Origin of the sequence: Deinococcus arboris (assembly GCF_009755355.1) — a bacterium.
Lineage (GTDB): Bacteria > Deinococcota > Deinococci > Deinococcales > Deinococcaceae > Deinococcus > Deinococcus betulae.
Genome location: NZ_WQLB01000002.1, coordinates 135,297 through 158,375, shown reverse-complemented (window position 1 = coordinate 158,375; position 23,079 = coordinate 135,297). Strand labels below are relative to the sequence as shown.

General features: G+C 65.8%; 19 protein-coding genes. 11 read left to right on the top strand and 8 right to left on the bottom strand.

From position 1 onward, the window contains the following. The first annotated feature begins 185 nt into the window (after positions 1–185). From GO986_RS02235 to clpB, 7 genes are all read left to right on the top strand, one after another. The gene (locus GO986_RS02235; protein ID WP_157457583.1) at positions 186–1,199 is read left to right on the top strand and encodes a branched-chain amino acid ABC transporter permease; all 1,014 of its coding nucleotides are present in this window, start codon (positions 186–188) and stop codon (positions 1,197–1,199) included. Beyond that, positions 1,196–2,827, top strand: coding sequence for a branched-chain amino acid ABC transporter permease (locus GO986_RS02230; RefSeq protein ID WP_157457582.1), 1,632 nt, complete (start codon positions 1,196–1,198; stop codon positions 2,825–2,827). Before GO986_RS02235 ends, GO986_RS02230 begins: the two co-directional genes overlap by 4 nt. Further along, complete coding sequence (locus tag GO986_RS02225) at positions 2,824–3,636, top strand: ABC transporter ATP-binding protein (RefSeq protein WP_224574932.1); 813 nt, start codon at positions 2,824–2,826, stop codon at positions 3,634–3,636. The genes GO986_RS02230 and GO986_RS02225 overlap by 4 nt, the downstream gene beginning before the upstream one ends. After that, a complete protein-coding gene (locus tag GO986_RS02220; RefSeq protein ID WP_157457581.1) occupies positions 3,629–4,351 on the top strand; it encodes an ABC transporter ATP-binding protein in 723 nt (240 codons plus the stop codon). The genes GO986_RS02225 and GO986_RS02220 overlap by 8 nt, the downstream gene beginning before the upstream one ends. A 270-nt stretch (positions 4,352–4,621) precedes the next feature. Further along, positions 4,622–5,641 carry a lipocalin-like domain-containing protein gene (locus GO986_RS02215; protein WP_157457580.1) on the top strand — a complete coding sequence of 340 codons (1,020 nt, stop codon included), beginning with the start codon at positions 4,622–4,624 and terminating at the stop codon, positions 5,639–5,641. 118 nt (positions 5,642–5,759) lie between these two features. Then, complete coding sequence (locus GO986_RS02210) at positions 5,760–7,193, top strand: hypothetical protein (protein WP_157457579.1); 1,434 nt, start codon at positions 5,760–5,762, stop codon at positions 7,191–7,193. Positions 7,194–7,558: 365 nt separating this feature from the next. Beyond that, on the top strand, positions 7,559–10,117 hold the full coding sequence (gene clpB, locus GO986_RS02205; RefSeq protein WP_157457578.1) for an ATP-dependent chaperone ClpB: 2,559 nt from the start codon (positions 7,559–7,561) through the stop codon (positions 10,115–10,117). 94 nt (positions 10,118–10,211) lie between these two features. On the opposite strand, the gene GO986_RS02200 is transcribed toward clpB, so the two are convergent. From GO986_RS02200 to GO986_RS02185, 4 genes are all read right to left on the bottom strand, one after another. Further along, entirely contained in the window at positions 10,212–10,730 is a 519-nt protein-coding gene (locus GO986_RS02200; protein WP_157457577.1) for an SRPBCC domain-containing protein, read from the bottom strand. Continuing rightward, a complete protein-coding gene (locus GO986_RS02195) occupies positions 10,727–11,080 on the bottom strand; it encodes an ArsR/SmtB family transcription factor (RefSeq protein ID WP_224574942.1) in 354 nt (117 codons plus the stop codon). Before GO986_RS02195 ends, GO986_RS02200 begins: the two co-directional genes overlap by 4 nt. A 141-nt stretch (positions 11,081–11,221) precedes the next feature. Beyond that, a complete protein-coding gene (locus tag GO986_RS02190; protein WP_157457576.1) occupies positions 11,222–11,677 on the bottom strand; it encodes a hypothetical protein in 456 nt (151 codons plus the stop codon). A gap of 30 nt (positions 11,678–11,707) precedes the next feature. After that, positions 11,708–13,819: an ABC-F family ATP-binding cassette domain-containing protein gene (locus tag GO986_RS02185; RefSeq protein WP_157457575.1), complete on the bottom strand. Its 2,112-nt coding sequence runs from the start codon at positions 13,817–13,819 to the stop codon at positions 11,708–11,710. Between the two features lie 87 nt (positions 13,820–13,906). Here GO986_RS02185 and GO986_RS02180 point away from each other — a divergent pair, with 87 nt between their 5' ends. Continuing rightward, positions 13,907–14,251 (top strand): hypothetical protein, encoded by a 345-nt coding sequence (locus GO986_RS02180; RefSeq protein ID WP_157457574.1) that lies wholly within the window; start codon positions 13,907–13,909, stop codon positions 14,249–14,251. A gap of 135 nt (positions 14,252–14,386) precedes the next feature. Here the strand turns inward: GO986_RS02180 and GO986_RS02175 are convergent, their stop codons facing one another. Next, the gene (locus GO986_RS02175; protein WP_369409094.1) at positions 14,387–15,958 is read right to left on the bottom strand and encodes a choice-of-anchor I family protein; all 1,572 of its coding nucleotides are present in this window, start codon (positions 15,956–15,958) and stop codon (positions 14,387–14,389) included. Positions 15,959–16,133: 175 nt separating this feature from the next. On the opposite strand from GO986_RS02175, the gene trhO reads away from it, so the two are divergent. The 3 genes from trhO to GO986_RS02160 all read left to right on the top strand — a co-directional run bounded on the left by trhO (position 16,134) and on the right by GO986_RS02160 (position 18,243). Then, on the top strand, positions 16,134–17,039 hold the full coding sequence (gene trhO, locus GO986_RS02170) for an oxygen-dependent tRNA uridine(34) hydroxylase TrhO (RefSeq protein ID WP_157457573.1): 906 nt from the start codon (positions 16,134–16,136) through the stop codon (positions 17,037–17,039). A gap of 8 nt (positions 17,040–17,047) precedes the next feature. Next, the gene (locus GO986_RS02165; protein WP_198170355.1) at positions 17,048–17,623 is read left to right on the top strand and encodes a DUF305 domain-containing protein; all 576 of its coding nucleotides are present in this window, start codon (positions 17,048–17,050) and stop codon (positions 17,621–17,623) included. A gap of 170 nt (positions 17,624–17,793) precedes the next feature. Beyond that, positions 17,794–18,243, top strand: a complete 450-nt coding sequence (locus GO986_RS02160) for a VOC family protein (RefSeq protein ID WP_198170354.1) — start codon at positions 17,794–17,796, stop codon at positions 18,241–18,243. A 101-nt stretch (positions 18,244–18,344) separates the two neighbouring features. Here the strand turns inward: GO986_RS02160 and GO986_RS02155 are convergent, their stop codons facing one another. Genes GO986_RS02155 through GO986_RS02145 form a run of 3 tightly spaced genes read right to left on the bottom strand, consistent with a single transcriptional unit; the run spans position 18,345 to position 23,032 of the window. After that, positions 18,345–19,394: a hypothetical protein gene (locus GO986_RS02155; RefSeq protein WP_157457571.1), complete on the bottom strand. Its 1,050-nt coding sequence runs from the start codon at positions 19,392–19,394 to the stop codon at positions 18,345–18,347. Between the two features lie 45 nt (positions 19,395–19,439). Continuing rightward, positions 19,440–19,907 carry a hypothetical protein gene (locus GO986_RS02150; RefSeq protein WP_157457570.1) on the bottom strand — a complete coding sequence of 156 codons (468 nt, stop codon included), beginning with the start codon at positions 19,905–19,907 and terminating at the stop codon, positions 19,440–19,442. Next, complete coding sequence (locus GO986_RS02145; RefSeq protein ID WP_369409093.1) at positions 19,904–23,032, bottom strand: DEAD/DEAH box helicase; 3,129 nt, start codon at positions 23,030–23,032, stop codon at positions 19,904–19,906. Before GO986_RS02145 ends, GO986_RS02150 begins: the two co-directional genes overlap by 4 nt. Positions 23,033–23,079 lie beyond the last annotated feature (47 nt).

The window sequence follows — 23,079 nt, the reverse complement described above, 5'->3', positions numbered from 1 at the left end:
AGGCAGCCTGCGCCGCTGGAACCAGACATTTGTGAAACGGGGTACGATGCGCAGCAACGGAGTTCAACCAAGTAGGCGCGCTGATAGGCGCCGGAACGCCGCATTGTTCTCTGCCCCCCGTTTTCTGTGGCCACGCCCCCCGTGGGCGGCGCCCCCACCTCTGGATTAGAAAGGAGTTGAGTTTTTTGGATCTCGCCACATTGCTGCCGTTCCTGGTGGAAGTGATTGTCGGTGGCCTGGTGCTGGGCTTCGTGTACGCCATCATCGCTCTGGGCTACACCATGGTGTACGGCGTGCTGCAGCTGATCAATTTCGCGCACAGCGAGGTCTTTGTGACCGGCGCCGTGGTCGGCTTTGAAGTGTTTCGCGTGCTGGCCGGCGTGGAGATGAACGGCTACCTGAAGCTGATCATTGCGCTTATCTCGGCCATGCTGGTCTCAGGGCTGCTGAACGTGCTCATTGAGCGCCTGGCCTACCGGCCCCTGCGCAGCGCCCCCAAACTGGTCCCGCTGATTACGGCGATTGGGGTCTCGCTGATTTTGCAGGACGTGCTGCGAATTATTGAAGGCTTCCAGGGCCGCTTTGACCTGACCTATACCCTGCCCGCCGGCTTTTCCGGGCCGTTCTGCGGCGCCGAGAGTTCCTGCGCCAGTGTGGGCACCTTCCTGAACAGCATCGGCGTGCGCATCAAGGTCACGGACGTGATCGTGATCGTGGTGTCGCTGGTCAGCCTGGCGGCGCTGAACTATCTGGTGAACCGCACCCGCATGGGCAAGGCCATTCGCGCCACCGCGCAGGACCGCGTGACGGCCGGCCTGATGGGCATTGACGGCAACCGCATGATCAGCCTGACCTTCCTGATCGGCGGGGCGCTGGGCGGCATCAGCGGCGTGCTGTTCGGCATGAAATTCGGGACCATCAACGCCTACAGCGGCTTTGACCCTGGCATCATCGCCTTTACGGCGGCCGTGCTGGGCGGAATCGGTTCGATTCCGGGCGCGGTGCTGGGCGGCCTGACCCTGGGCGTCATCCAGAGTCTGATTGGCGCCATGAGCGTGCTGGGCAGTGTCACGGGCATTGCCAACCTGGAAGCGATTGACGCCTCTTACCAGCGCATCGGGGCCTTCCTGGTGCTGGTGCTGATTCTGATCTTCAAACCCACCGGGCTGCTCGGTAAGAGCAACGTGGAGAAGGTATGACGGCCGCGCCCCGCAAGCCCGCACGGGCCTCACGCGCCGAGCAGTCGGTGCTGCTGCTGCTGTTTTTCCTGGTGACCAGTGCAGGCCTGCTGGTTTCTCACAACGGCGACCTGCTGAACCAACTGGGCAGCGTCGGCGCCGCGCTGAAAAACCCCATCGTGGAAGCGCTGCTGGTCAGCCTCTTCCTGGCCAACATCCTGTTTGCCTACCTGTGGCGCGCACACCCGGCCGTCAAGGCCGTCGTGGGGGCCGGCAGCCTGCTGCTGGTGTTGCCCCTGGCGGGCCGCGCCGACACCAGCCTGCTGGACCTGAGCATTCAGGTCATGATTTTCGCCGCGCTGGCGCTGGGCCTGAACATTGTGGTGGGCCTGGCCGGTCTGCTGGACCTGGGCTACATCGCCTTCTTCGCGGTGGGCGCCTATACCTGGTCCATCTTTGGCAGCCCTCGTTTCTCGGAAATCCTGAGCTACTTCGGCGAGAACCCCGGCGCCACCAACGCCAGCACCCTGGCGCTGGGCCTGTTCCTGACCGTCATCACGGCGGCCAGCATGGTGTACCTCAACCGCCTGACCAAGCGCACCGCCGCCACGGCCGCGACCACCTGGAGCTTCCGCGTGGCGAGCCTGGGTCTGGTGGCCGGCATCATCCTGACCGCCCGCGCCATCCTGGTGCTGATGTCCGGGCAAGCCGACAGCCTGGCCGGCGGCATCAACCCCGCGTTCTTCTGGCTGTTCCTGGCGCTGGCCATTTTCACGGCTGCCGTGGTGGGCGTTCTGATCGGCCTGCCTGTGCTGAGGCTGAAGGGCGATTATCTGGCCATTATCACCCTGGGCCTGGGCGAAGTGATTCGCGTGCTGGCCCTGAACCTCGACCTGTACTCGGCCGGCTCTCAGGGCATCACCCCAGTCGGCAGCGCCTCGGTGCCGTGGTTTAACGCCCTGGCCGGTGCACTGGGGTTTGAAGAAGCGCAGTACAACCTGCTGTTCCTGTACCTGCTGGTGCTGGCCGTGATTGCGGTCATCATGATGGTGAATGTGCGGCTGGACAAGAGCCGCATCGGCCGCGCCTGGATCGCCATCCGTGACGACGAGGTGGCGGCGCAGGCGATGGGCGTGCCCCTGCTGCAAACCAAGCTGATCGCCTTTGCGACCGGGGCCTCGTTCGCCGGGGTCATGGGCATGATCTTTGCCGCCAAGCAGACCTTTATCAGCCCCGAGAGCTTCGTGCTGAACGAAAGCATCATGGTGCTGGCGATGGTGATTCTGGGCGGCATGGGCTCGCTGCCCGGCGTAGTGCTGGGCGCCGCTGTCGTGGCGCTACTGCGGTTCCGCGTGCTGCCCGGCCTGGGCGAAGCCACCGCCAACGTGGACTGGATTCCCCAGCAGGTCAACCCGGCCCAGCTGCAAAAGCTGATCTTCGGCGCCATTCTGGTGGCCATGATGCTGGTGCGCCCTGAAGGGCTGCTGCCCAGCCGCCGCCGTCAGCTGGAACTGCATCACGACGACAACCAGGAAGACGACAGCGTAGACGGCAATGCGGGCGCGCTGGGTAGGGGCAACCAGGGCGACGTCTACAGTCCGGGGCTGGCCCCCGCCAACGAAAATGACCGCAGTGGAGGCGCGAAGTGAGCGGGGCAACTATTCTGGACGTGGCCGGTGTGACCAAGGTCTTCGGCGGCCTCACGGCAGTCAGCGACGTGACCATGAGCGTTCCCGAGCGCAGCATCGTCAGCGTGATCGGACCGAACGGCGCGGGCAAGACGACCTTTTTCAACATGGTTACGGGTATCTATCAGCCCACCAAGGGCACCATTCGCCTGGCCGGGCGCGAACTCGTGGGCCTGCGTCCCGACCAGGTGACCGAGGCCGGCATTGCGCGCACCTTTCAGAACATCCGGCTGTTTTCCACCATGACCAGCGAGGAAAACATCATGGTGGGACGGCACTCGCGGCTGAAAAGTGGCTTTGTGGACGCGGTGCTGCGCACGAAAAAGTTCCACGGGGCCGAGCAGGAAGCGCGCGACGCTGCCCGCGTGATGCTGGATTTCGTGGGCCTGGGCAAGTGGCGCAATGAGCTGGCCACCAACCTCCCCTACGGCGACCAGCGCAAGCTGGAAATCGCCCGCGCGCTGGCCACCACGCCCAAGCTGATCCTGCTGGACGAGCCGGCCGCCGGCATGAACCCGCGCGAGACCGAGGACCTGAAGGCCCTGATTCGCCGGATTCGCGACGAGCTGGGCGTGACGGTCTGCCTGATTGAACACGACATGCGCCTGGTCATGACCCTGTCGGAGCACATCACGGTGCTGGACTACGGCAGCAAGATTGCCGAGGGTCTGCCCCACCAGGTTCGCAACGACCCGCGCGTGATGGAAGCGTACCTGGGCCGCGGGGCGGCGGCCGGCGAGTACGGGAAGGAAGAGCGCCCCCATGCCTGACACCATGCTGGAACTGAACGACGTTCACACGTATTACGACCACATCCACGCCCTCAAGGGCATTTCCATGACCGTGAACGAGGGTGAAATCGTGGCCCTGATTGGCGGCAACGGGGCCGGGAAAACGACCACCCTGCGCACCATCAGCGGCATGATGAAACCCAAGCGCGGCAGCCTGACCTTTAAGGGGCAGTCCATCGCCGGGATTCCGGCCCACCACATCCTGAACCGGGGCATCAGCCATGTGCCCGAGGGCCGGCGCATCTTCAAGGACCTATCGGTGCGCGAGAACCTGGACGTGGGGGGCTACACGGTCAGCGACCGCGCCCTTATCGAAAGCCGGATTCAGGAGGGCTTCGCGTTCTTTCCGCGCCTGAAAGAGCGCGAGAACCAGCTGGGCGGCACCATGTCGGGCGGCGAGCAGCAGATGCTGGCCATCGCCCGCGCCCTGATGGTCAACCCCAAGCTGCTGCTGCTGGACGAGCCCAGCATGGGGCTCTCGCCCCTCTTCGTAGAGGCCATCTTCGACATCATCGTCAAACTCAACCGGGAGCGCGGCACCACCGTGCTGCTGGTGGAGCAAAACGCCAACATGGCCCTGAGCATCGCCCACCGCGCCTACGTGCTGCAAACCGGCGAAATCAGGCTGTCGGGCAACGCCGCCGACATCGCCAAGGATGAAAGCGTGCGCAAAGCCTACCTGGGCGACGAGTAAAGACCTGCTGCGTCCTGGGGCCGACCTCCTGCTGTGGGGGTCGGCCTCAACCTTGCTGGCTGGGCGGCGCAGACAGGGATAGGCTGCGGCCGTGATACAGATTCTGTCCATTTCCGGAACAGCCGGGAGGGAGACGGGCGTCCCACGCCTGCGGCGCTTTGCAACCCCAATTCCCAGAAATCCGTCCTTTTCTTTCTCCATCTGCTGCGCAGCTTGGTCAGTCCGGTCGGAACAATTCCAGCACATGTTCCGGAATTGTTCGGAGCCTGTATGAAACGTCTGCTGCCCCTCCTGACCGCCGCGCTGCTGGGCGCCTGCGCCCCGGTGCAACAGGCGGTTGACCCCGCCGCGCGGCCCAGCCCTGCGGACTACGGCCCGCACACCTTTCCGATGGAATGGTGGTATGTCAGCGCTTACCTGCCGTCCGAGGCGCTGGCGCTGCACTGGGCGCAGTTCCGGGTGCGGGACACGCGGCTGCCGGTCCCGCTGATGATTTCGCATGTGGCAGTGACGGACCTGAAGAGCGGCAGCCTAAGCTTCTTGGAACAGCCAGCAGGGGGCGGCGAGGCCAGCTTTCCCCCGCTGCGCCTGAGTCAGCAGGGCTGGACTTTCCAGCAGCAGGGCACCTCTTCCACCGCGCCCTTCGAGCTCAAGGCGGGGCCGCTGGACCTCACCCTGACGCCTCTGAAGGGACCAGTCATTCATCCGCCCGGCTACAGCGGCGGGCCAGAGGTGGGGGCGCTGTATTACCAGAGCGTCACGCGGCTGGCGCTGAGTGGCACGGTCAACGGGCGCCCCGTGCAGGGCCAGGCCTGGCTGGACCACCAGTGGGGCAATCAGATTCCGGGGCAGACGGCGCTGTGGGACTGGTTCAGCGTTCATCTGGAGGGCGGTGACGACCTGATGGTCTACCGGGTGCGCAGGCCAGACGGCGAGGTGGCGCAGCTAATCGGCAGTGTGGTGGACCCCAGCGGTCAGGTGCGGGCAGTGACCGGCCTGCGGGCCACACCTGGCGAGACGTGGATCAGCCCGGCGGGCCACACCTACGCCCTGGGCTGGCACTTGCAAGCCGACGACTTTGACCTGACGGTGCGCGCCCTGCGCCAGGAGCAGGAACTGCGCAGCCGCAGCACCCGCATTGACTACTGGGAAGGCCCCATAGAGGTGCAGGGCACCTGGGCCGGCCAGCCCGCGCGCGGCACCGGGATGATGGAACTGGTGGGCGGGCCGCAGCGTTCATCTGGCGCCGCCGCTTTACAGATGGAACGGGGCCGAGTCAAGGGCATCTGAGGCAGGCGTGCGAAACTTCACGTTCTAGACTCCGGGCACAATCAACGCGGTGGGGCCGGGCTTTTGCCCTGCGCTCCTGTGCCGCGCTGCTGTCTACAAGCTTTCCCGGAGGAACCTCATGAAGCGATTTGCCCTGATTCTGACCCTCGGCCTGCTGACGCCGCAGGCCCACGCCCTGTCCACCATGATCGACTGCGCCAAAGACACGGCCAACGCCCGCTGCGTGGCCAAGAACGCCCCAGATGGCGTGGGCACGGTGGGCAGCGGCTCTTCTTTTTACCAGGGTGGCAGTGAGCAGCTGCGCGGCGGCTTTGTCACGCCCGACGGCCAGACGCTGTACGTGGCGCTGGAAACCCTGCGCAACACCGACCCCTTTGGCGTGGTGATGGCGATTGACCTGAACACCGGCAACCGCCGCGTGGTCAGCGGTTACCTGAACACCGTCGAGAAGGTGGGCAGGGGCGTGCAGGTGCAGGGTGACCGCGACCTGCTGGACCTGTACACACTGGGCAGTGTGACCGACGTGCAGCGGCTGCCCGACGGCTCACTGGTGGCCTACGCCGGGCAACTGATCCGCATTGACCCCACCACCGGGGACCGCACCCTGCTGTGGACCCCCACCACGGCCGCCGACACGCGGGTACGTGACAGCGTGGAACTGAAATACGCCGACCCGCGCCGACCTGCTGCGGCCAGCAGTAGCCCCAGCACCTCTGCGCCGACCGTGCCCAACGCCACAGTGTCCACGCCCATCGGCAACGTCAATGTGGGCGGCCTGCTGGGTGGGCTCCTGGGCGGCAACAAGCCGGCGGCAGCGCCAGCCCCCGCGCCCCAGCCCCAACCCACGGCGCCTGGCAACGGCTACTTCTGCACGCAGGTCAATGCAAAGGCGGTCACGCCGGCCCTGCCCATGCCCTACATGGCTGTTGATGGGGACGGCAGCGTGTACCTGCTGGGCAACAACGCGCCCATTGCCGCCGGCTTCGCGCTGTTCAAGCTGGACGCCAAGAATGATTACCGCTGCACCTCGGTCTCGCGCTTTGATGTCAACGGGGACAACGTGCAGGGCAGCGGGATTCCCTGGACCAGCAGCCTGGCTGGCACCGGGCCGCAGTTTGGCGACTTTGCGGTGAACGGAACGACGCTGTACGCCTCAGGCGGGCCAAACCCCAATTATATCGTGGTCAGCGTGGACCTCAAGACGGGCGAGCGCCGCCTGATTTCCGGGCAGACCGACCAGGGCGGGGCGCAGGTGTTCAAGAAAGGCCAGGGCGCCGCCCATATCGGCAGCGCGCTGGCCTACAGCGGGGGCGCCCTGTACACCACCCAGGTCCAGGTTTCAGCGGTGCCGTTTGCGCTGGTCAAGATTGATCCGGCCACGGGGGACCGCACCCTGATTGAACCGGCCAAGGGCACGCCCCTGAGCAAGGGCCGGGGCAGCAGCGCGACCCTCTACCCGATGCCGGGCAGCACTCAGCTCCTGGTGGGCTTTAACGGCGCGCTGCACGTGATGGATCCGGCAACTGGCCTGAACTACATTCTGTCGAGGTAAAGCGGGTGGTGAGGCGTAGGGAATAGGCGACATGGCCAGGCAGCCTGACCTCACCTGACCTGACACAGACTGCCATTTCATGACGGCACAGCTGGGAAAGCACCGGTTGCGCCTCCAGAGAGCAAAATCCGTCGTCGTTCCCTCTCTCTCCGCTTGGATTTCATCGAGCATTCCGCTCGATTTAATTGGAAGCCGTATGAGACTGCCTCTGGCCCCGTGGATTGTTCCCACGGGGCTTTTCCGCTGCGCGCCTGAAACCTTCGCCACTTTCTTAAACCCGCAATAAACTTGACACAACTGCACTCAAGTTTCAGAATAGAGGGAGTTGAGTCCCGACCTCTCCCCGCTTCTGGAGGTTTCCCCTTTTGAATCCCGAACGCTTGACCGAAGCCAGCACGCAGGCGGTGCAGGCCGCACAGCAGCTGGCGCAGCAGCTGCAGCACCAGAACCTCACCCCCGCGCACCTGCTGCGCGCGCTGACCGACAACGACACGGCCGCCCGCGCCCTGACGCTGGCGGGCGGCAACCTGAGCACCATCCGCACCGCATTGGACGCCGACCTGGGCAAGCTGCCGCGCGTGCAGGGCGGCGGCGAAAGCCTGTATCTCGACCCCGCACTGGCCCGCGCCTTTCGCGCCGCCGATACGCTGGCGGGGCAACTGGGCGACTCGTTCGTGGCGGCCGACGCGTTGCTGCTGGCCGTGCGCGCCGAATACAAGGGCAAAGGCCTGCCGGCCGAAGCTGACCTGAACCGCGCCGTCACTGAACAGCGCAAAGGAAAAACCGTGACCAACAAGACCAGCGAACAGCAGTTTGACGCCCTGGCCAAGTACGGCACCGATCTGACCCAGCGCGCCAAAGACGGCAAATTTGACCCCGTGATTGGCCGCGACGAGGAAATTCGCCGCGCCATGCAGATTCTGCTGCGGCGCACCAAGAACAACCCCGTCCTGATCGGCGAGCCCGGCGTGGGCAAGACGGCCATTGCTGAGGGCCTCGCTATCCGGATTGTTAAAGGCGACGTGCCGGACGGCCTGAAGGACAAGCGAATTGTCAGCCTGGAAATGGGCAGCTTGCTGGCTGGGGCTAAATTCCGGGGCGAGTTCGAGGAGCGCTTAAAAGGCGTGATTGACGAAGTGATTGCGTCCCAGGGCGACATCATCCTGTTCGTAGACGAGATCCACACCATCGTGGGGGCGGGCAAGACCGAGGGCAGCCCTGACGCCGGCAACATGCTTAAGCCGGCCCTGGCGCGCGGCGAGCTGCACCTGATCGGCGCGACGACCTTGAGCGAATACCGGGAGATTGAGAAAGATCCCGCCCTGGAACGCCGCTTTCAGCCCGTTTTTGTGGACGAGCCCAGCGTGGAAGACACCATTTCCATCCTGCGCGGCATCAAGGAGCGGTATCAGGTTCACCACAACGTGGAAATTACCGACCCGGCACTGGTCGCCGCCGCGCAGCTGTCTCACCGCTACATCACCGACCGGCAGCTGCCGGACAAAGCGATTGACCTGATTGATGAGTCGGCCGCCCGGCTGCGCATGGCGCTGGAGAGCAGCCCCGAGCGCATTGACCAGCTCGAGCGCCGCAAACTGCAACTGGAAATTGAGCGCGAGGCCCTGAAGCGTGAGAAAGACCAGGACTCTCAAAACCGCCTGATCGACATTGAAGGCACCCTCAAAGGCATTACCGACGAACTCAGCGAGGTGCGCGCCCGCTGGGAAGGCGAGCGGCAGGAGGTCGCCGCTCTGCGCGAAAAGCGCGAGGCGCTCGATCAGGTGCGCACCGACATCGAGAAAGCCAAGCGCGACTACGACCTGCAGCGCGCCGCTGAACTGGAATACGGCAAGCTGCCCCAACTGGAAAAGGAAGTGCACGACCTGGAGCAAAAGCTCAAGGGCGCCGAGTTTGCCCACACCCAGGTAACCGAAGAAGACATCGCCTCGGTGGTCAGCCGCTGGACGGGGATCCCCGTCAACAAGCTGATGGAAGGCGAGCGAGAGAAGCTGCTGAAGCTAGAAGAGCAGCTGCACGGCCGCGTCATTGGCCAGGACCGCGCCATTGTCAGCGTGGCCGACGCCATTCGCCGTAGCCGCGCGGGCCTCTCGGACCCCGGCCGGCCCCTGGGCAGCTTCATGTTCCTGGGCCCGACGGGTGTGGGCAAGACCGAGCTGGCCAAAGCCCTGGCCGAGTTCCTGTTCGACAGCCAAGACGCGATGGTCCGCATTGACATGTCCGAATACATGGAAAAGCACACGGTCGCGCGCCTGATCGGGGCCCCTCCTGGCTACGTGGGCTTTGAGGAAGGGGGCCAGCTGACCGAGGCCGTGCGGCGCCGCCCCTACGCTGTGCTGCTGTTCGACGAGATTGAAAAGGCGCACCCTGACGTCTTTAACGTGCTGCTTCAGGTGCTGGACGACGGCCGCCTGACGGATGGCCAGGGCCGCACGGTGGATTTCCGCAACACCCTGATTATCCTGACCAGCAACATCGGCAGCCCCCTGATTCTGGAAATGCAGCACGGAGGCGAGGACTCGGCCGCCATCCGCGACGCCGTGATGGGCGAGTTGCAGAGCCACTTCCGCCCCGAGTTCCTGAACCGCGTGGACGACATCATCGTCTTTGACGCGCTGACGGCCGCTGACCTGCACAAGATTGTGGACATCCAGATGCGCGGCCTCATTAGGCGCCTGGCCGAGCGCCGCATCAGCCTGCACCTGACGCCCGCCGCCAAGGACCGCCTGGCCGAAGTGGGATATGACCCCGCCTTTGGCGCCCGGCCCCTGCGCCGCGCGATCAGCCGCGAGATCGAAACGCCGCTGGCCCGCGAGATTTTGCAGGGAAACGTGCCCGACAGCAGCAGCCTGACTGTGGACTATGACGGCAGCGCCTTCCAGTTTCAGACGGGCGCCCTGAACTAAGGGGCAAAGCTGCAGGAGATTGGAGACCTCCTCCTGGCTTCAGAAGACAAGAGAAAAGCCGCCCCATAGGTTGAGGGCGGCTTTCTCCTTTTCCTTACTGGCCCGGCAGATACTCGGCCAGGCGGTCCCAGGTTTCCGTGATGCCCTGGAGCATCCCCATGTCCATGACCGTTTTCAGCGCCTCGGGGGTGGCGTACACCGAGCGGCTGACCACGCGGGTCTGGCCGTCCACCTCTTCAAATGTCAGGATGCTCTGGGTGGTGGGCAGCTCCTCATTGATCGTGCCCTCGGCGTCGGAAAAATAGTCGGTGTAGACCAGGCGGCCTGGCGCCTCAATCTCCTGATAGATGCCCAGGCCCCAGGATTCCATGCCGTAAAAGTCGCCCTGGGCGGGGTCCACGCACTTCATGCAGTAATGCCAGCGGCCCCCAGGGCGCAGATCCACCGTGCAGTGCGTCAGGGTCCAGCCGCGTGGTCCCCACCACTGACGCAGGTGCTCGGGCTGGGTAAAGGCCGCGAAGACGAGTTCGGGCGGCGCCGCGAAAGTGCGCTCTAGCACGAGTTCTTTGTTGTGTTCGGTGTGGTGGGTCAGGGTGGGCGTGGCGCTGGTCATGGCGTCTCTCCTTGGTCATCTGAGGGGGCGTCGGGAGCGGGAGGCTGAAGCTGCTGAAGGTAGTCGTCCAGCCGGTCAAACCGGCCCTGCCACAGCTGCCGAAAGGTGGTCAGCCAGTCGTCTAAGGCCTCGAAGGGTTCTGGGCGCAGGTGGCAGATACGGCGGTTGGCCTGCGGGCGCAGTTCCACCAGGCCCGCGTCGCTCAGGACGCGCAAATGCTTGGAGGCCTGCGGCTGTTTCAGGTCAAGGCGGGCTGCCAGCTCACCAACGGTCAGTGGGGCCTGGCGCAACAACTCCACCATCTGAAAGCGGTGCGGGTCGGCCAGGGCCTGAAAGGTCTGCGTGTTCACATCAGTTGCCTCTCACCTCCTTTGATATGGGCAGATTATGCCATTTACAGAATATTCCTGTCAAGGCATATAGAAGGCCGACTGCTTATAGGCCATGACAACGCCGCCCAGCTAAGGCGGGCGGCGCGAAAGCAGAAGGTTTTAGCGGCTGACGGTGACGTTCGCGCGGGGTTCCAGGGCGTAAAAGGCCACCACGGCGACCAGGGTGCCCACCCAGCCGGGCGCGCTGCCCAGGTCGAGTTCAAAGGGGCGGCCCAGCACGGTGCTGCCCAGCTGGCCGACCAGTTTCTCGCCGGTCTGCTGCGCCACGACGTTCCAGCCCACAATCGGCTCGCCCATGTAGCCGGTGACCCGGTCCACGCCGCGCAGAGTCAGGCTCTGGGGGCCCACGTTGCCCTTGAGCTCGCCGTCCTGCAACTCGATTTTGACGGGGTCGGCGCCGACGCTGCCCTGCACGCCGCGTTCGGTAATTTCGAGGGCGATGTCTTTGCCGTGCAGCTTGCCGCCCGCGCGGCCCTTGATGGTGTCGCCGTCAATGACGCAGCGGATGCCGTAGCCGTCCGCTCCGCCGAGGCGGCCCTTGATGAGGTCTTCCATGCGCGGAAGTATAGCGGAGAGCGGGCCAGCTCAGCGGCGGACCGGTGCCAGCCCCAGCCGCTCAAAGTACGCGCGGCGGGTCAGGTGCAGGCCGCCCTCGCCCAGTTCGGCCCGGCCCACATTCCAGTGTTCAAACAGAATCCGCAGCGTGCCGCCCAGCAGCGCCGCGCCGTACCACGCGGGCGGCTCGCCGTTCCAGCGCAGGGTCCAGCCGTCCCAGGCCAGGTGGGGACACCCCTCGTTGCCGGCGGCCCAGAACATGCCGCCCTCTGGCCCCAGCCGCTGCGCCCGCACGGTCAGCGGCGGCTCGCGCACCTGGGCGTCGTACTGGGGGGCCTCCCAGACCTGGGCATACAGGGCGTATAGCGTGTGCTGAAGCTCGTGGGCCTGAGCGCGCAGCCGGGCTTCCTCGCGGCCAGTCAGGGCACCCGGCGGCCGGTCCAGCTCGGCGCGGGCGGCGCCCAGCTGCGCTTCCAGTCCAGCCAGCCGCTGCCGGGGGGTGGGCGGCGGTGGCGGCGGCGGCGGGTCACCCTGGAGGGTGGCCGCCGGGTCCAGGTAGTCCCGGCCTCCCCAGCCACTGATCTCGCGCAGCTGGGCGTCCTCAATCAGCCACAGGCGGGTGGCCACCTCACGGGCAAAGCGGCGGTCGTGGGTCACGATCACCACGGCGCCGCCGTAGCCCTGCACCGCGCCCTCCAGCGCTTGCAGCGCCTCGACATCCAGGTGGTTGGTGGGTTCGTCCAGCAGCAGCAGGTCGGCGCGCAGCCCGCTGACCAGCGCCAGCCCGGCGCGCGCCCGCTCCCCGCCCGAGAGTTCTTCCGGGAATTTGGGCCAGTCGGCGGCCCCAAAACCCGCACGGCCCAGCAGACTGTTGGCCTGCCGGCCAAAGCGGCGCTCGAACTGTGCGTGCAGCCCCTCACCGGGGGTCAGGCCGTGCCAGGTCTGGTCCAGGCTGGCCACAGTCACGCCGGCCGCCACCCGCAGCAGCGGCTCGGGGCCCCGCTCGCCTGTCAGTGGGTCAGGGCCGGTCGGGTCAGGGTGCAACTCGCCGGCCAGCAGGCGCATCAGGGTGGTTTTGCCGGTCCCGTTGGCGCCCATCAGGGCCACGCGGTCACCCTGCCGCAGCCGGAAGGCGGCGTCCTGCAGCACCACGCGCTCGCCGTAGCGTTTGTTCAGGTGCTGGCCCCAAGCCACCAGCGGCGCGCGGGCGGTGCCGGCCAGCAGCCGCATGCGAATCTGGCGTTCGGGCAGCGGGGCTTCGGGGGTGGCCACGCGCGCCGCGCGGGTCTTGAGGCCCCGTGAGCGGCGGCCCCAGCGGTCCAGGGTCTCGACACTGCCCGTCAGCCGCGCCGCTTCCTGCTCGCCCAACTGGGCAGCACGGGTCTGGGTGCGGCGTTCCAGGTCACGCTGGGCGCGGGCGCGGGAGTAACCGCCGGGGTAGGGCGCGGCCTCACCATGTTCCAGCCACAGGCTGCGCGTGGCCACTGCATCCAGAAAATCGCGGTCGTGACTGGTGAGGATCACGCCGCCTGAGAAGTCGCGCAGGTAGCCCTCCAGCCACTCGCGCATGCGGATGTCGAGGTGGTTGGTGGGTTCGTCCAGCAGCAGCAGGTCAGGTTCGCGGGCCAGGGCCAAGGCCAGCGCCAGGCGCGTCTTTTCACCGCCAGAGAGCGTGGCGGCTTCTCGGTGACGAAACCGGGTCAGGTCCAATATCCCCAGCACCCGGGCCGCCCGCGCTGGCCAGCGGAAGGCGTCGGCCTCGTCCAAGCGGGCGTGCAGGGCGCTCCAGGCGGCCAGGGCCTCCGGGTCACCCAGGTTGGCTTCCAGCACCAGCAGGTCCTCTTCCAGGTCGCGGTAGGGGTGCGCGGCGTCCACCAGGGTCTGCACGCTCAGGCCAGGGGGGTGCGCGTGGTGCTGTGCCAGGATGGCCACCCGCAGGCCCGCTTCGCGCCAGATCTCACCGTCCTCGGGCGTCAGGTCGCCTGTCAGCACGCGCAGCAGCGTGGTCTTTCCGGCGCCGTTGCGGCCCAGCAGGGCCACCCGCTCGCTGTCCGTGACACTGACAGACACGCCGTCCAGCACCGCCCGCTCCCCGTACCGCACGGTGAGCGAAGTGGCCGTCAGCAGCGTGGGCACGCCCATCAGGCTAGCAGAGGTGGAGGACAGCGAAATGCGCCAAACCGCGCAGATGAGGCAGCGGGAGGCCCTGGCGGCCTTTACACTCGCACCGTGAACCACGACGCAGCTGTCATTGTGAGCGGCTGGCGACTGACCCTTCTGATCCTGGGGCTGGAGCTGGGGTCCTTGGCCCTGAAGGTGGCTCTGGGGATAGCCGCTGGCCAGACAGAATATCTGAGCGCGGGACTCTTCGCTGGTACAGCGCTGCTGTGCTGGCCGGTCTATCAGGGCAAGCTCTGGGCCCGTATTGAGGTGTGCATCCTCTGGGGCACCGGCGCCATTGAGCTGGCCCTGAGCGGTTCGCCCGTCTGGGGCCTCACTTCTTTCCTGCTGGGCCTGACCCTGTTCTGGGCCCCACAGGTCAATGCCTATATGGACTACGCCGCCCAGCAGTAAGGCCGGGCAGCGCAAGGTCCCGCTTATACACAAACGGACAGTGGGGCTTGGTCAGGACTCTCTCGCCTGACCCCGACGCCACGCAAGAAGCGCCAGAGATCCTACCCTGGCGCCTCTTTTCCCTGTCTGGCCTCTTTAGCGCGCGGCCAGTGCTTTACTCACGTTAATCAGGCTGACGCTGCCCGCCGGGTCCACGCTGTAGTCGGCGCTGGGCTCACCCTCGTTGGCGGTCAGAAGCAGTTGCCCGTCGGGCGAGAAGGTCAGCATGTCGGGCTGGGCTCCCACAGTGACGGCGGGAGCCCGCTCGCTGCCGTCGGGCTTCAGGAAGGCCACCTTGCCGGGGTCAGTCTTGATGACCGCTTCGACTGCCACCGCCACCACTCCGTTTGAGACCGCCACACTGTTGGCACTACGGCCGTAAGCGGCCAGACTGACGGACTTCACGAGTTTAGGCTGGGCCACATCGGCCAGGGTCAGGATGTCCAGGCTGCCGGTTGCGCCGTTGACCACGAACAGCTGCTTGCTGCCCTTGTCATAGGCGCTGATTTCCGCCACACCCTGGTCGTAGGCATAGGGGCTGGCCTGGTAGCGGCCCGCCAGGGTCAGCTTGCCGCTGTCTTCCACGGCGTAGATGGTCACGCTGCCACTGACCTCGTGGCTGGCGACCAGCAGGGCCTTGCTGCTGGGGCTGTCGGCAGCGGGAATAAACAGTAGCCCTTCAGGGGCCAGGTCGCCCGCCAGGCCGCTCTTGGGGTCGGCGGTGGGGGTCACGGTGTGGCGGTAGTCCACAAACGCTGGGGCCGAGGGCGTGCTGACATCCAGCACCATGACGCCGCCCGTGCGCTCCAGGCCCACAAAAGCCAGCGTGCGCCCCGCCACCACGCCGGTCGCCACGCCTTCGGGCTCTGGCCCCTTGTTATCGCTGCGGGTGTCGAAGGTGCTGACCGTACCGCCGCTGTTAAAGGTCGTGGGGCTGAGTTCGGCGGTCTTGGCTTCAAACAGGCTGCCGGTATCGGCCACCAGGCCCAGGTCCGTGTTCCAGACGCTCAGGCTGCGCGCACCGAACGCCACCAGCCGGTCGGCGTCTCCGTCTCCATCGGTGTCGGCATCGGGCTTACTGACCACCAGGCGGCCCAGAGCGGCGTCGGCTTTCAGGGCGGCCGCGTTGGGAAAGGCCGCCGCGTCCAGCGTCAGGGCCGAGACCTTGACCTCGTCCAGATACGCCGCGCCGTAATCACGGGTGTCGCCCTCGTTGGCGGTGAGCAGGTAAGTCTGCCCCCCCACCGAGATGCTGGCGATGGCGTCAGGCATATACGCCCCCAGCACCGGCCAGGTCTTCAGGTTGACGCCGCCGTCCTTGTCGCTGGGGTCAAAAGCGTTGGCGGCGAGGGCGTGATTTTTAAACCCCAATGATTTGAGGCCCACAATTTCGCCGCGCGTCAGGTCCAGGGTGGCGACAGCGTTGCTTTCTTGCAGGGTCACGTAGGCCCGGCGGCTGTCGGCACTCACCGCGATGTATTCGGGTTCGGCGTCCAGCGACAGCTTCTGACTCTTGCCTGCGCGCAGGTTCAGGGCGCTTTGCTGGGCGTCAAAGGCCGTGAAGTTGAGGGTGGTCACCAGCGGCAGTTCCGGCGCGGCGGGGCGCACGCAGGCCGAGAGCAAGGTGCTAAGAACTAGGGCGGCAGGCAGCGCGGCAAATCGGGTCACGCCCGCAAGAATGGGCAGCGTATATCAGCCCAGCGTCAGGGTTCTGGGCGTAGGGGGGAGTTATGCAAGGCTCTGTCTCTTGTCAGCGGCCGTTGTGGAATCTCTGACGGCATTTTCCTCTCGGCAATGCTGCCGAACACCGTTGAATGCGTGGGGCCCCGCTATCATGGCCAGGATGTCTGCTGTACCTGCCGAGCCCGCTGCGGCGCCCTTTGTGGTGGCCGCCCTGTACCAGTTCCGTGCCTTGCCAGACCCTGAAGGGCTCAGAGAGAGGCTGCTGGCGCTGGGGCAAGCGGAGGGACTGTGCGGCACCCTGATTGTGGCCCACGAAGGCCTGAACGGCACGGTGGCTGGCTCCCGGACCGGCATTGACCGCCTGCGCGCCGCCCTGCACGCCGAGGGCTTTGACCGGCTGGAAGACAAGGAGTCGTGGGCGACCGAGCAGCCCTTCAAGCGCTTCAAGGTGCGCCTGAAAACAGAAATCGTGACGATGGGCGTGCCTGTCGAACCGACCTCGCAGGCCGGGCAGTATGTGGCTGCGCAGGACTGGAACGCCCTGATCACAGCGCCAGATGTCGTGGTCATTGACACCCGCAACCGCTATGAGGTGAAGGCCGGCACATTTGAAGGCGCGGTGAATCCCGAGATCGACTCTTTCCGCGAGTTTCCCGCGTGGTTGGACGCCCACGCCGACGAACTGAGTGGCAAGCGCGTGGCGATGTTCTGCACGGGCGGGATTCGCTGCGAGAAAAGCACCAGCCTGCTGCGGGCACGCGGCTACCAGGACGTGTTTCACCTGCAAGGCGGCATCCTGAAATACCTGGAAGATGTGCCAGAGACGCAGAGCCGCTGGCAGGGCGAATGCTTTGTGTTTGACGGCCGGGTGACGGTAGGCCACGGCCTGCGCGAGGGCGGCGCGGCCATGTGCCACTCCTGCGGCTGGCCGCTGACGCCAGAGGAACGTGACCACCTGCAGTACGAGGAAGGCGTGAGCTGTCAGCACTGCCACGCCCAGACCACGGCCGCGCAGAAGGCGGCCTTCCGTGACCGGCAGCGCCTGTACGACGCCCAGGCCAGATGAACCGGGGCGTGGCCGCAGGCGTCCTGGCGTCGCTGCTGCTGGGCGGGGGCCTGCTGCTGGCCCAGCCCAGACCGGCCACGCCCACCGCAGACAGCCCAGAAACCCAGTTCGTGCGCCACATGCTGGTTCACCATGAGCAGGCGCTGGCGCTGAGTGCGCCCATGCTCAGGCGCTCGCGGGACCGTTCGCTGCGCTCGGTGGCGCTGGACATCACGCTGGGGCAGGAAGAACAGCTGCGCCAGATGCGGGGCTGGCTGGCCGGCTGGGGGCAGTCCCAGGAGCCGCGCCCCACACCAGCCCACGCCCGCGCAATGGGCATGGCTTCGGCGCAGGAGGTTGCGGCGCTGTGGACTCTGCCCCTGCCACAGGCCGAGGCGTCGTTTTTGCGGCTGATGATTCGCCACCATCAGGGCGCCGTGAGCATGAGTGAACCGCTGCGGGACAGCCCTCAGGCCACTGTGCGCCGCCTGGCCCGGCAGGTCGTGACCCTGCAGCGGGGCGAAATGGCGACGATGACGAACTTGCTTCAGGTACGGGGAGGTACAGCGACGCCTCCCCCAACAGGGCCGCAGCACCACCACTAGGCAGTTGCAGAGAGAACTGGGCCTGCCAGAGAGAGGCCTGACTCTGTCCAAGGCCATTGTGGTCTGGAGGCGGCTCCGACGCAAAATGCAAGTGCCACCAGCAGCCACCCCTCAGATAATCGGCTTGGCAGGCAAACACGCCTGTCCTCAGTCGCTAGGATGCCAGAGAGATGACAATCAAGCGACTGGACCACATCAGTGTCGTCGTCGAGGACCTCACGGCCGCCACCGCATTTTTCACAGCGCTGGGTCTAAGCACCATCGGCCAGACGCCCATTGAGGGGCCCTGGGTAGACCGCATCAACGGACTCGACGGGGTCCAGGTGGACATCGTGATGATGCAAACGCCCGACGGGCACGGGCGGCTGGAGCTGACCAGCTTTCGTCACCCTCCTCTGGTGGAGGCTCAGCCCGCCGCCGCGCCGCCCAATACCCTGGGCCTGCGGAGTGTCATGTTTGCCGTGGAGAGCGTGGAGGATTCACTTGCGCGGCTTCGCGCACATGGGGCTGAACTCATTGGCGAGGTGGCCGACTACCGGGACATCTACAGGCTCTGCTACGTGCGCGGGCCGGCCGGCATCATTGTCGCGCTGGCCGAAGACCTCCGCCCCCAGACCTGAGCCTGCGGGGCTGCTCGCGCGTGTTTTGGTCACTCGCCAGCGTGAGCAGCCCATAAAAAGCCTCATTGGCCGACGACTGTCTTCAAATCTCGAAGCCGCGCTCAGCCTTCTGCCGCTTCTGGTGACAGCGGCGCCGGGAAGATCAGCGCGCTCAGGGCCACGCCGCCCAGACCGGCCATGACCGCCACGCCCAGCCACAACTCCAGGCTCAGGTTGCTGGCCCCCTGACGCACGCCTTCACCCAGGTATGGCCCCCACACGACCAGAGGCACCAGGAAGGCGAAGGCCCGGAGCGCCCATACCCGCGCCGCCGACGGGCGCAGCAGCGCGTGCAGGGCGTCCACCACCAGGCCGCAGCCCAAGGCCAGCAGCGGCATCTGCCATTCACCGGGCGTGATCATCACGCTCATGCCCAGATTGGTCAGGCCGTACATCACGCCCACTGCGCCAAAAGGCAAGGCAAAGCGCCGCAGCACCAGCAGCACGGGCGCGGCCATGATGACGGCGGTCAGCAGCACCGCGCTGAGTTCGCCGCGCGTTTGCACGTAGCTCAGGCCCTGCGGCACGGTCAGCAGCCCCCACATATACATGTGCATAAAGGCCGTCATGGCCAGCAGCGAGGTCGCCGAGAGCGCCGCCACCCAGCGCACCCCCCCGGCCTCATGGCGCCGCGCGGGCGAGCGCCACGCCGCGTTCAGGGGCGAGGCCACAATCAGCATGGCCCCCAGAAAGAGCAGCAGGTGGGTGGGCGACAGCAGGGCTTCAATCCCGACCTCAATGCCCAGAACCGTGTGCCACGTCAGGTCTCCGGCGCCGCCCAGGGCGAAAATCGGCACACCCAGCGCCGCCAGATGGTAACCCTCTGGGAACGCCGCCAAGCCACGCCGCCCCTGCTGCCACCCGCGCGAGGCCAACCACAGACACCAGCCCGCGACCGCCGCAAACCCACTGTAAAAGGCCGCGTGCCAGGGCGTGAAAAAGGTTTCCAGCGACTCGCCGTAGGTGTTGTGCGCCCAGCCGTCTATAAAGACCCCACCCAGCAGCCACCACCCCAGCAGGATGGTCAGCAGGTTCTGCCGTGTGGTGACGCGGTAGACGGCGGGAGCAGGGGCCGCTGCCGTCACCGGCAAGATCGGAGGCACGGTGGTCATAGGGGGAGTGTAGGTGAAAGATACCGCTGCGCTGCTGACTTCTTTTCAGAACAAACTTCTATAGCGGCTGGTTGTGTTCAGCTCTTCCAGAATCTGGCTAGCCCACTCCTGACTCTCGCCCGTCTCCTGCTGAGCGATGATTTCAAATTCACTCTGGCACTGAAGAAGCACGCGACGTATTTCCGTAACCCAGCTTGGCTGCTCGCCTGTTCGGGGTGGCACAGAGTGATAGGCAAACCCCGACAGGATATTTAAAACTGCCTCCCTGACGGCAGCTTCTGGCCCTTGAATGGCACGCAGGAGAAACGGTAACGCCGCCGCTGCCGCTGAAGACAGGTAGGCATGTTGATGACAGAGCGCGCACCATAACTGGTGGGCCGCTGCGAGTTGCACCTCAGAGCTGCCCGTTAACAGATCAAACAGTTGATCTGGGACAGCTTCGGCAGATCCATAGGCTGTTTCGTACAGGCGCCAATTGATCGCATCCAGTTGCGCGCGCACTGCTTCACTCACCCAAAATACCCCAGCAGGTCAATTAGGGTTCGCGCGTAGTCATCTGGTTTGATGCCGCGTTTGTCTAGCTTCACGCTGGGCGGGAACATCTGCACCTCGGTCTTGTGTGGGTAGCGCCGCAAGCCCGGCGCGTCGTAATCCAGGCTCTTGTAAGCAAACGTGACTTGCAGGTGGGTCATGGTGCCGCCAATGGTCAGCACGCGCTTGGCGGCTGCCGTGAGCCGCAGCTTGGCCAGGTCGATAAAATTCTGGACTTCAGGGCTGGGCGGACCGTATTTCTTGCGCAGGTCGCGTTCGACCCTCGAAATAGCCTGGAGGGTGCGGCTTTCGCTGAGGCGGCCGTAGGTGGCAATCCGGGCTTCCTCGTCGCGGTCAAAGTAGTCCGGGCTCAGGCGGGCGTCAATGGGCAGGTCAATAGAAATATTGACGGGCGCTTCCATCTTCTCGCCCTTGAGCTTGGCCACCGCTTCGGCCAGGAGTTCGGTGTACACGTCAATGGACACCGCCTGCACATGCCCGTGCTGTTCCTCGCCCAAAATGTTGCCCACGCCGCGAATTTCCATGTCCTTTTCGGCCAGCAGGTGCCCGCTGCCCAGGTCTTGCAGGTCGGCAATGGCCCACAGGCGGCGCTGGGCGTTTTCGGTCATGCGCGGCGGGTAGAACAGGTATGCGTAGGCGGTCTGAGCGCGGCGGCCCACCCGGCCACGCAGCTGGTACAGCTGGGCCAGACCCAGGCGGTCACTGCGCTCAATCAGAATCGTGTTCGCCTCGGGGATGTCCAGGCCGGTTTCGACGATGGTGGTCGCCAGCAGCACGTCAAAGGCACCCTGCTCAAAGCCCAGCATGATTTCTTCCAGCTCTTCTTCATTCATGCGGCCGTGGGCCACGCCAATGCGCGCCTCAGGCACGAGGTTGCGCAGGTAGAGGCTGCGGGCGCCGATGCTGGCAATGCGGTCGTGAATGTAAAAGACCTTGCCGCCGCGCTCGATTTCGCTCAGGATCGCGTCGCGCACGGTAATCGGGTCGAAGGGCGCCAGCACCGTCTGAATGGGCTTGCGGCCCTTGGGCGGCGTCTGGATGCTGCTCATGTCGCGCAGACCCACCATGCTCATGTAGAGGGTGCGGGGAATGGGGGTGGCCGACAGCGCCAGGGTGTCCACAGCGCGCACATCCTCGGGGATTTCGATCTTGCCGTCTTTGGGCACTTCGGGCAGGCCGCGCAGGGCGCGTAGTTTTTCCTTCTGGCCCACGCCAAAGCGGTGTTCTTCGTCCACGATGATCAGACCCAGGTCACGGAACGCCACGTCGCCGCTCAGCAGGCGGTGGGTGCCGATCAGAATGTCGACTTTGCCCTTCGCGGTGTCGGCCAGGATGCTCTTGGCCTGCTGCGGGCTGGTAAAGCGCGATAGACCCTCCACCCGCACTGGCAGCCCCTTGAAGCGCTCGACGAAGGTCGAGGTGTGCTGCTCGGCCAGCAGCGTCGTGGGCACCAGCACCGCCACCTGCTTGCCGTGCCCCACCACGCGGTGCGCGGCGCGCAGGGCCACCTCAGTTTTACCGAAGCCCACGTCGCCGGAAATCAGGCGGTCGGCCGGATTGGCCTTTTCGAGGTCGCGCATGGTCTCTTTCAGGGCCGTTTTCTGGTCGGCGGTCAGGTCGAACTTGAAGTTGGCTTCCACCTGACTGTCCCACTCGGGCTGCGCCGGGAACGCATTGCCCGGCGTCACCTGCCGCGCGGCGTACTGCACCAGCAGCTTGCCTGCGACCTCTTCGGCGTTCTTGCGCGCCTTTTCCTTGGCCCTGGCCCAGTCTTTCTTGTCAAAGGAACTCAGGCTGGGTGGGTCGTCGGTGGTGCCGGGATGGCGGCGCAAGACCGGCAACTGCTCAATGGGGACGCTCAGGCGCGCGCCGCCCCGGTAGGTGAGGTTCAGGTAATCGCGCGTGACGCCCAGGACCTTGCGCGTTTCCAGTCCCTCGAATTGCCCGATGCCGTGCTCAGGATGAATCAGGTAGTCGCCCACATGCAGGCCCAGCGCGTCGGTGACCGGCTTGCCGCCCAGGCGCTTGCCGCGCAGCGCACTGCCGCCCTGGAACCCGTAAATCAGGTCTTCGGTGAGCACCACCGTCTTGTGCTCGGGGATGACAAACCCACCCTCACCGGCCGCGCGCAGGAAACCCAGGCCGCCCTCTGGCACGCGCGGAATCTTCAGCCAGGGAATCTCGTGGGTGTTCAGCAGCTTGTCAGCCAGATAGGAGGCGGTGCGGTCGTGCCGGACCAGAATCAGGACGCGGTAGTCGGCGGCTCGCCACTCCTCGACATCACGCTCCAGGTCCTTCAGGCGGGCGCGGTAGAACGGCAAGGTCAGCAGGCCAGTGTCCAGGTCAGGCAAAGCCAGCGGCGAGCGGCCAAAGCTGGTCACCTCGCGCCCGGCCAGCCGGGGCCACAGCGTGTCGGTCAGCACCCCCAGGGCCGAGGCATAGAACTCGGGCGAGTCCAGAAACACGCGCCCTGGCAGCAACTCCAGGCGCGTGGCGTCCCACTTCACTTCCGTCAAGTAATCGGCGGTCGGTTCCAGGGTAAAGCTCTGAGCTTTTTCGCCGGTCAGCTCGCCGGGCTTCATCAGACGCAGGGTGTCCAGTTCGTCGCCAAAGAACTCGGCGCGCACCCAGAGGCCCTCCTCGGCCTCGGCGGGCAAGCCCGAACCGGCCAGGAGACGCAGTTCCAGGGTATCGCCCTTGATCTCGAATCCGGGTTCTTCTCCGCGTTCGTAGCCCAGGCGCTCCAGGCGGTCCAGCAGGCTTTCGCGCGGGTAGCTGCTGCCCACCTTCAGGGTCAGGGCGTGGTCCTCGGGGCGCGACGGAAACAGGTCCAGCGCCGTGTTCACGTCCAGCACCACATGGTCGTGGCGGGCGTCCCAGTCGCGCAGGCCGGGGTTAACAGTCACGGGCGCGCCCAGCACGCCAGCGGTGGCGTAGCTGCCCAGGCGGTCGGGCGTGGTCAGCAGCACGGCCGGGCCAGGGAACGCCGCGAACAGCGCCGCCCGCGCCACCTGCGGCAGCAGCAGCAAGTTTCCAGGCGGGGCGGCGGGCAGCAGTTTGGCCAGATTGGGTGCAGCGACAGTCACCGGAAGAGTGTACGCGGCGCGGCCAGAAGCAACCGCGAGCCAAAAGA

What these genes read in the sequence shown, in the direction of transcription:
- GO986_RS02230 (WP_157457582.1), top strand. Translation starts at nt 1,196, where the DNA reads ATGACGGCCGCGCCCCGCAAGCCCGCACGGGCCTCACGCGCCGAGCAG.
- GO986_RS02220 (WP_157457581.1), top strand. Translation starts at nt 3,629, where the DNA reads ATGCCTGACACCATGCTGGAACTGAACGACGTTCACACGTATTACGAC.
- GO986_RS02215 (WP_157457580.1), top strand. Translation starts at nt 4,622, where the DNA reads ATGAAACGTCTGCTGCCCCTCCTGACCGCCGCGCTGCTGGGCGCCTGC.
- GO986_RS02210 (WP_157457579.1), top strand. Translation starts at nt 5,760, where the DNA reads ATGAAGCGATTTGCCCTGATTCTGACCCTCGGCCTGCTGACGCCGCAG.
- GO986_RS02200 (WP_157457577.1), bottom strand. Translation starts at nt 10,730, where the DNA reads ATGACCAGCGCCACGCCCACCCTGACCCACCACACCGAACACAACAAA.
- GO986_RS02190 (WP_157457576.1), bottom strand. Translation starts at nt 11,677, where the DNA reads ATGGAAGACCTCATCAAGGGCCGCCTCGGCGGAGCGGACGGCTACGGC.
- GO986_RS02185 (WP_157457575.1), bottom strand. Translation starts at nt 13,819, where the DNA reads ATGGGCGTGCCCACGCTGCTGACGGCCACTTCGCTCACCGTGCGGTAC.
- trhO (WP_157457573.1), top strand. Translation starts at nt 16,134, where the DNA reads ATGTCTGCTGTACCTGCCGAGCCCGCTGCGGCGCCCTTTGTGGTGGCC.
- GO986_RS02160 (WP_198170354.1), top strand. Translation starts at nt 17,794, where the DNA reads ATGACAATCAAGCGACTGGACCACATCAGTGTCGTCGTCGAGGACCTC.
- GO986_RS02155 (WP_157457571.1), bottom strand. Translation starts at nt 19,394, where the DNA reads ATGACCACCGTGCCTCCGATCTTGCCGGTGACGGCAGCGGCCCCTGCT.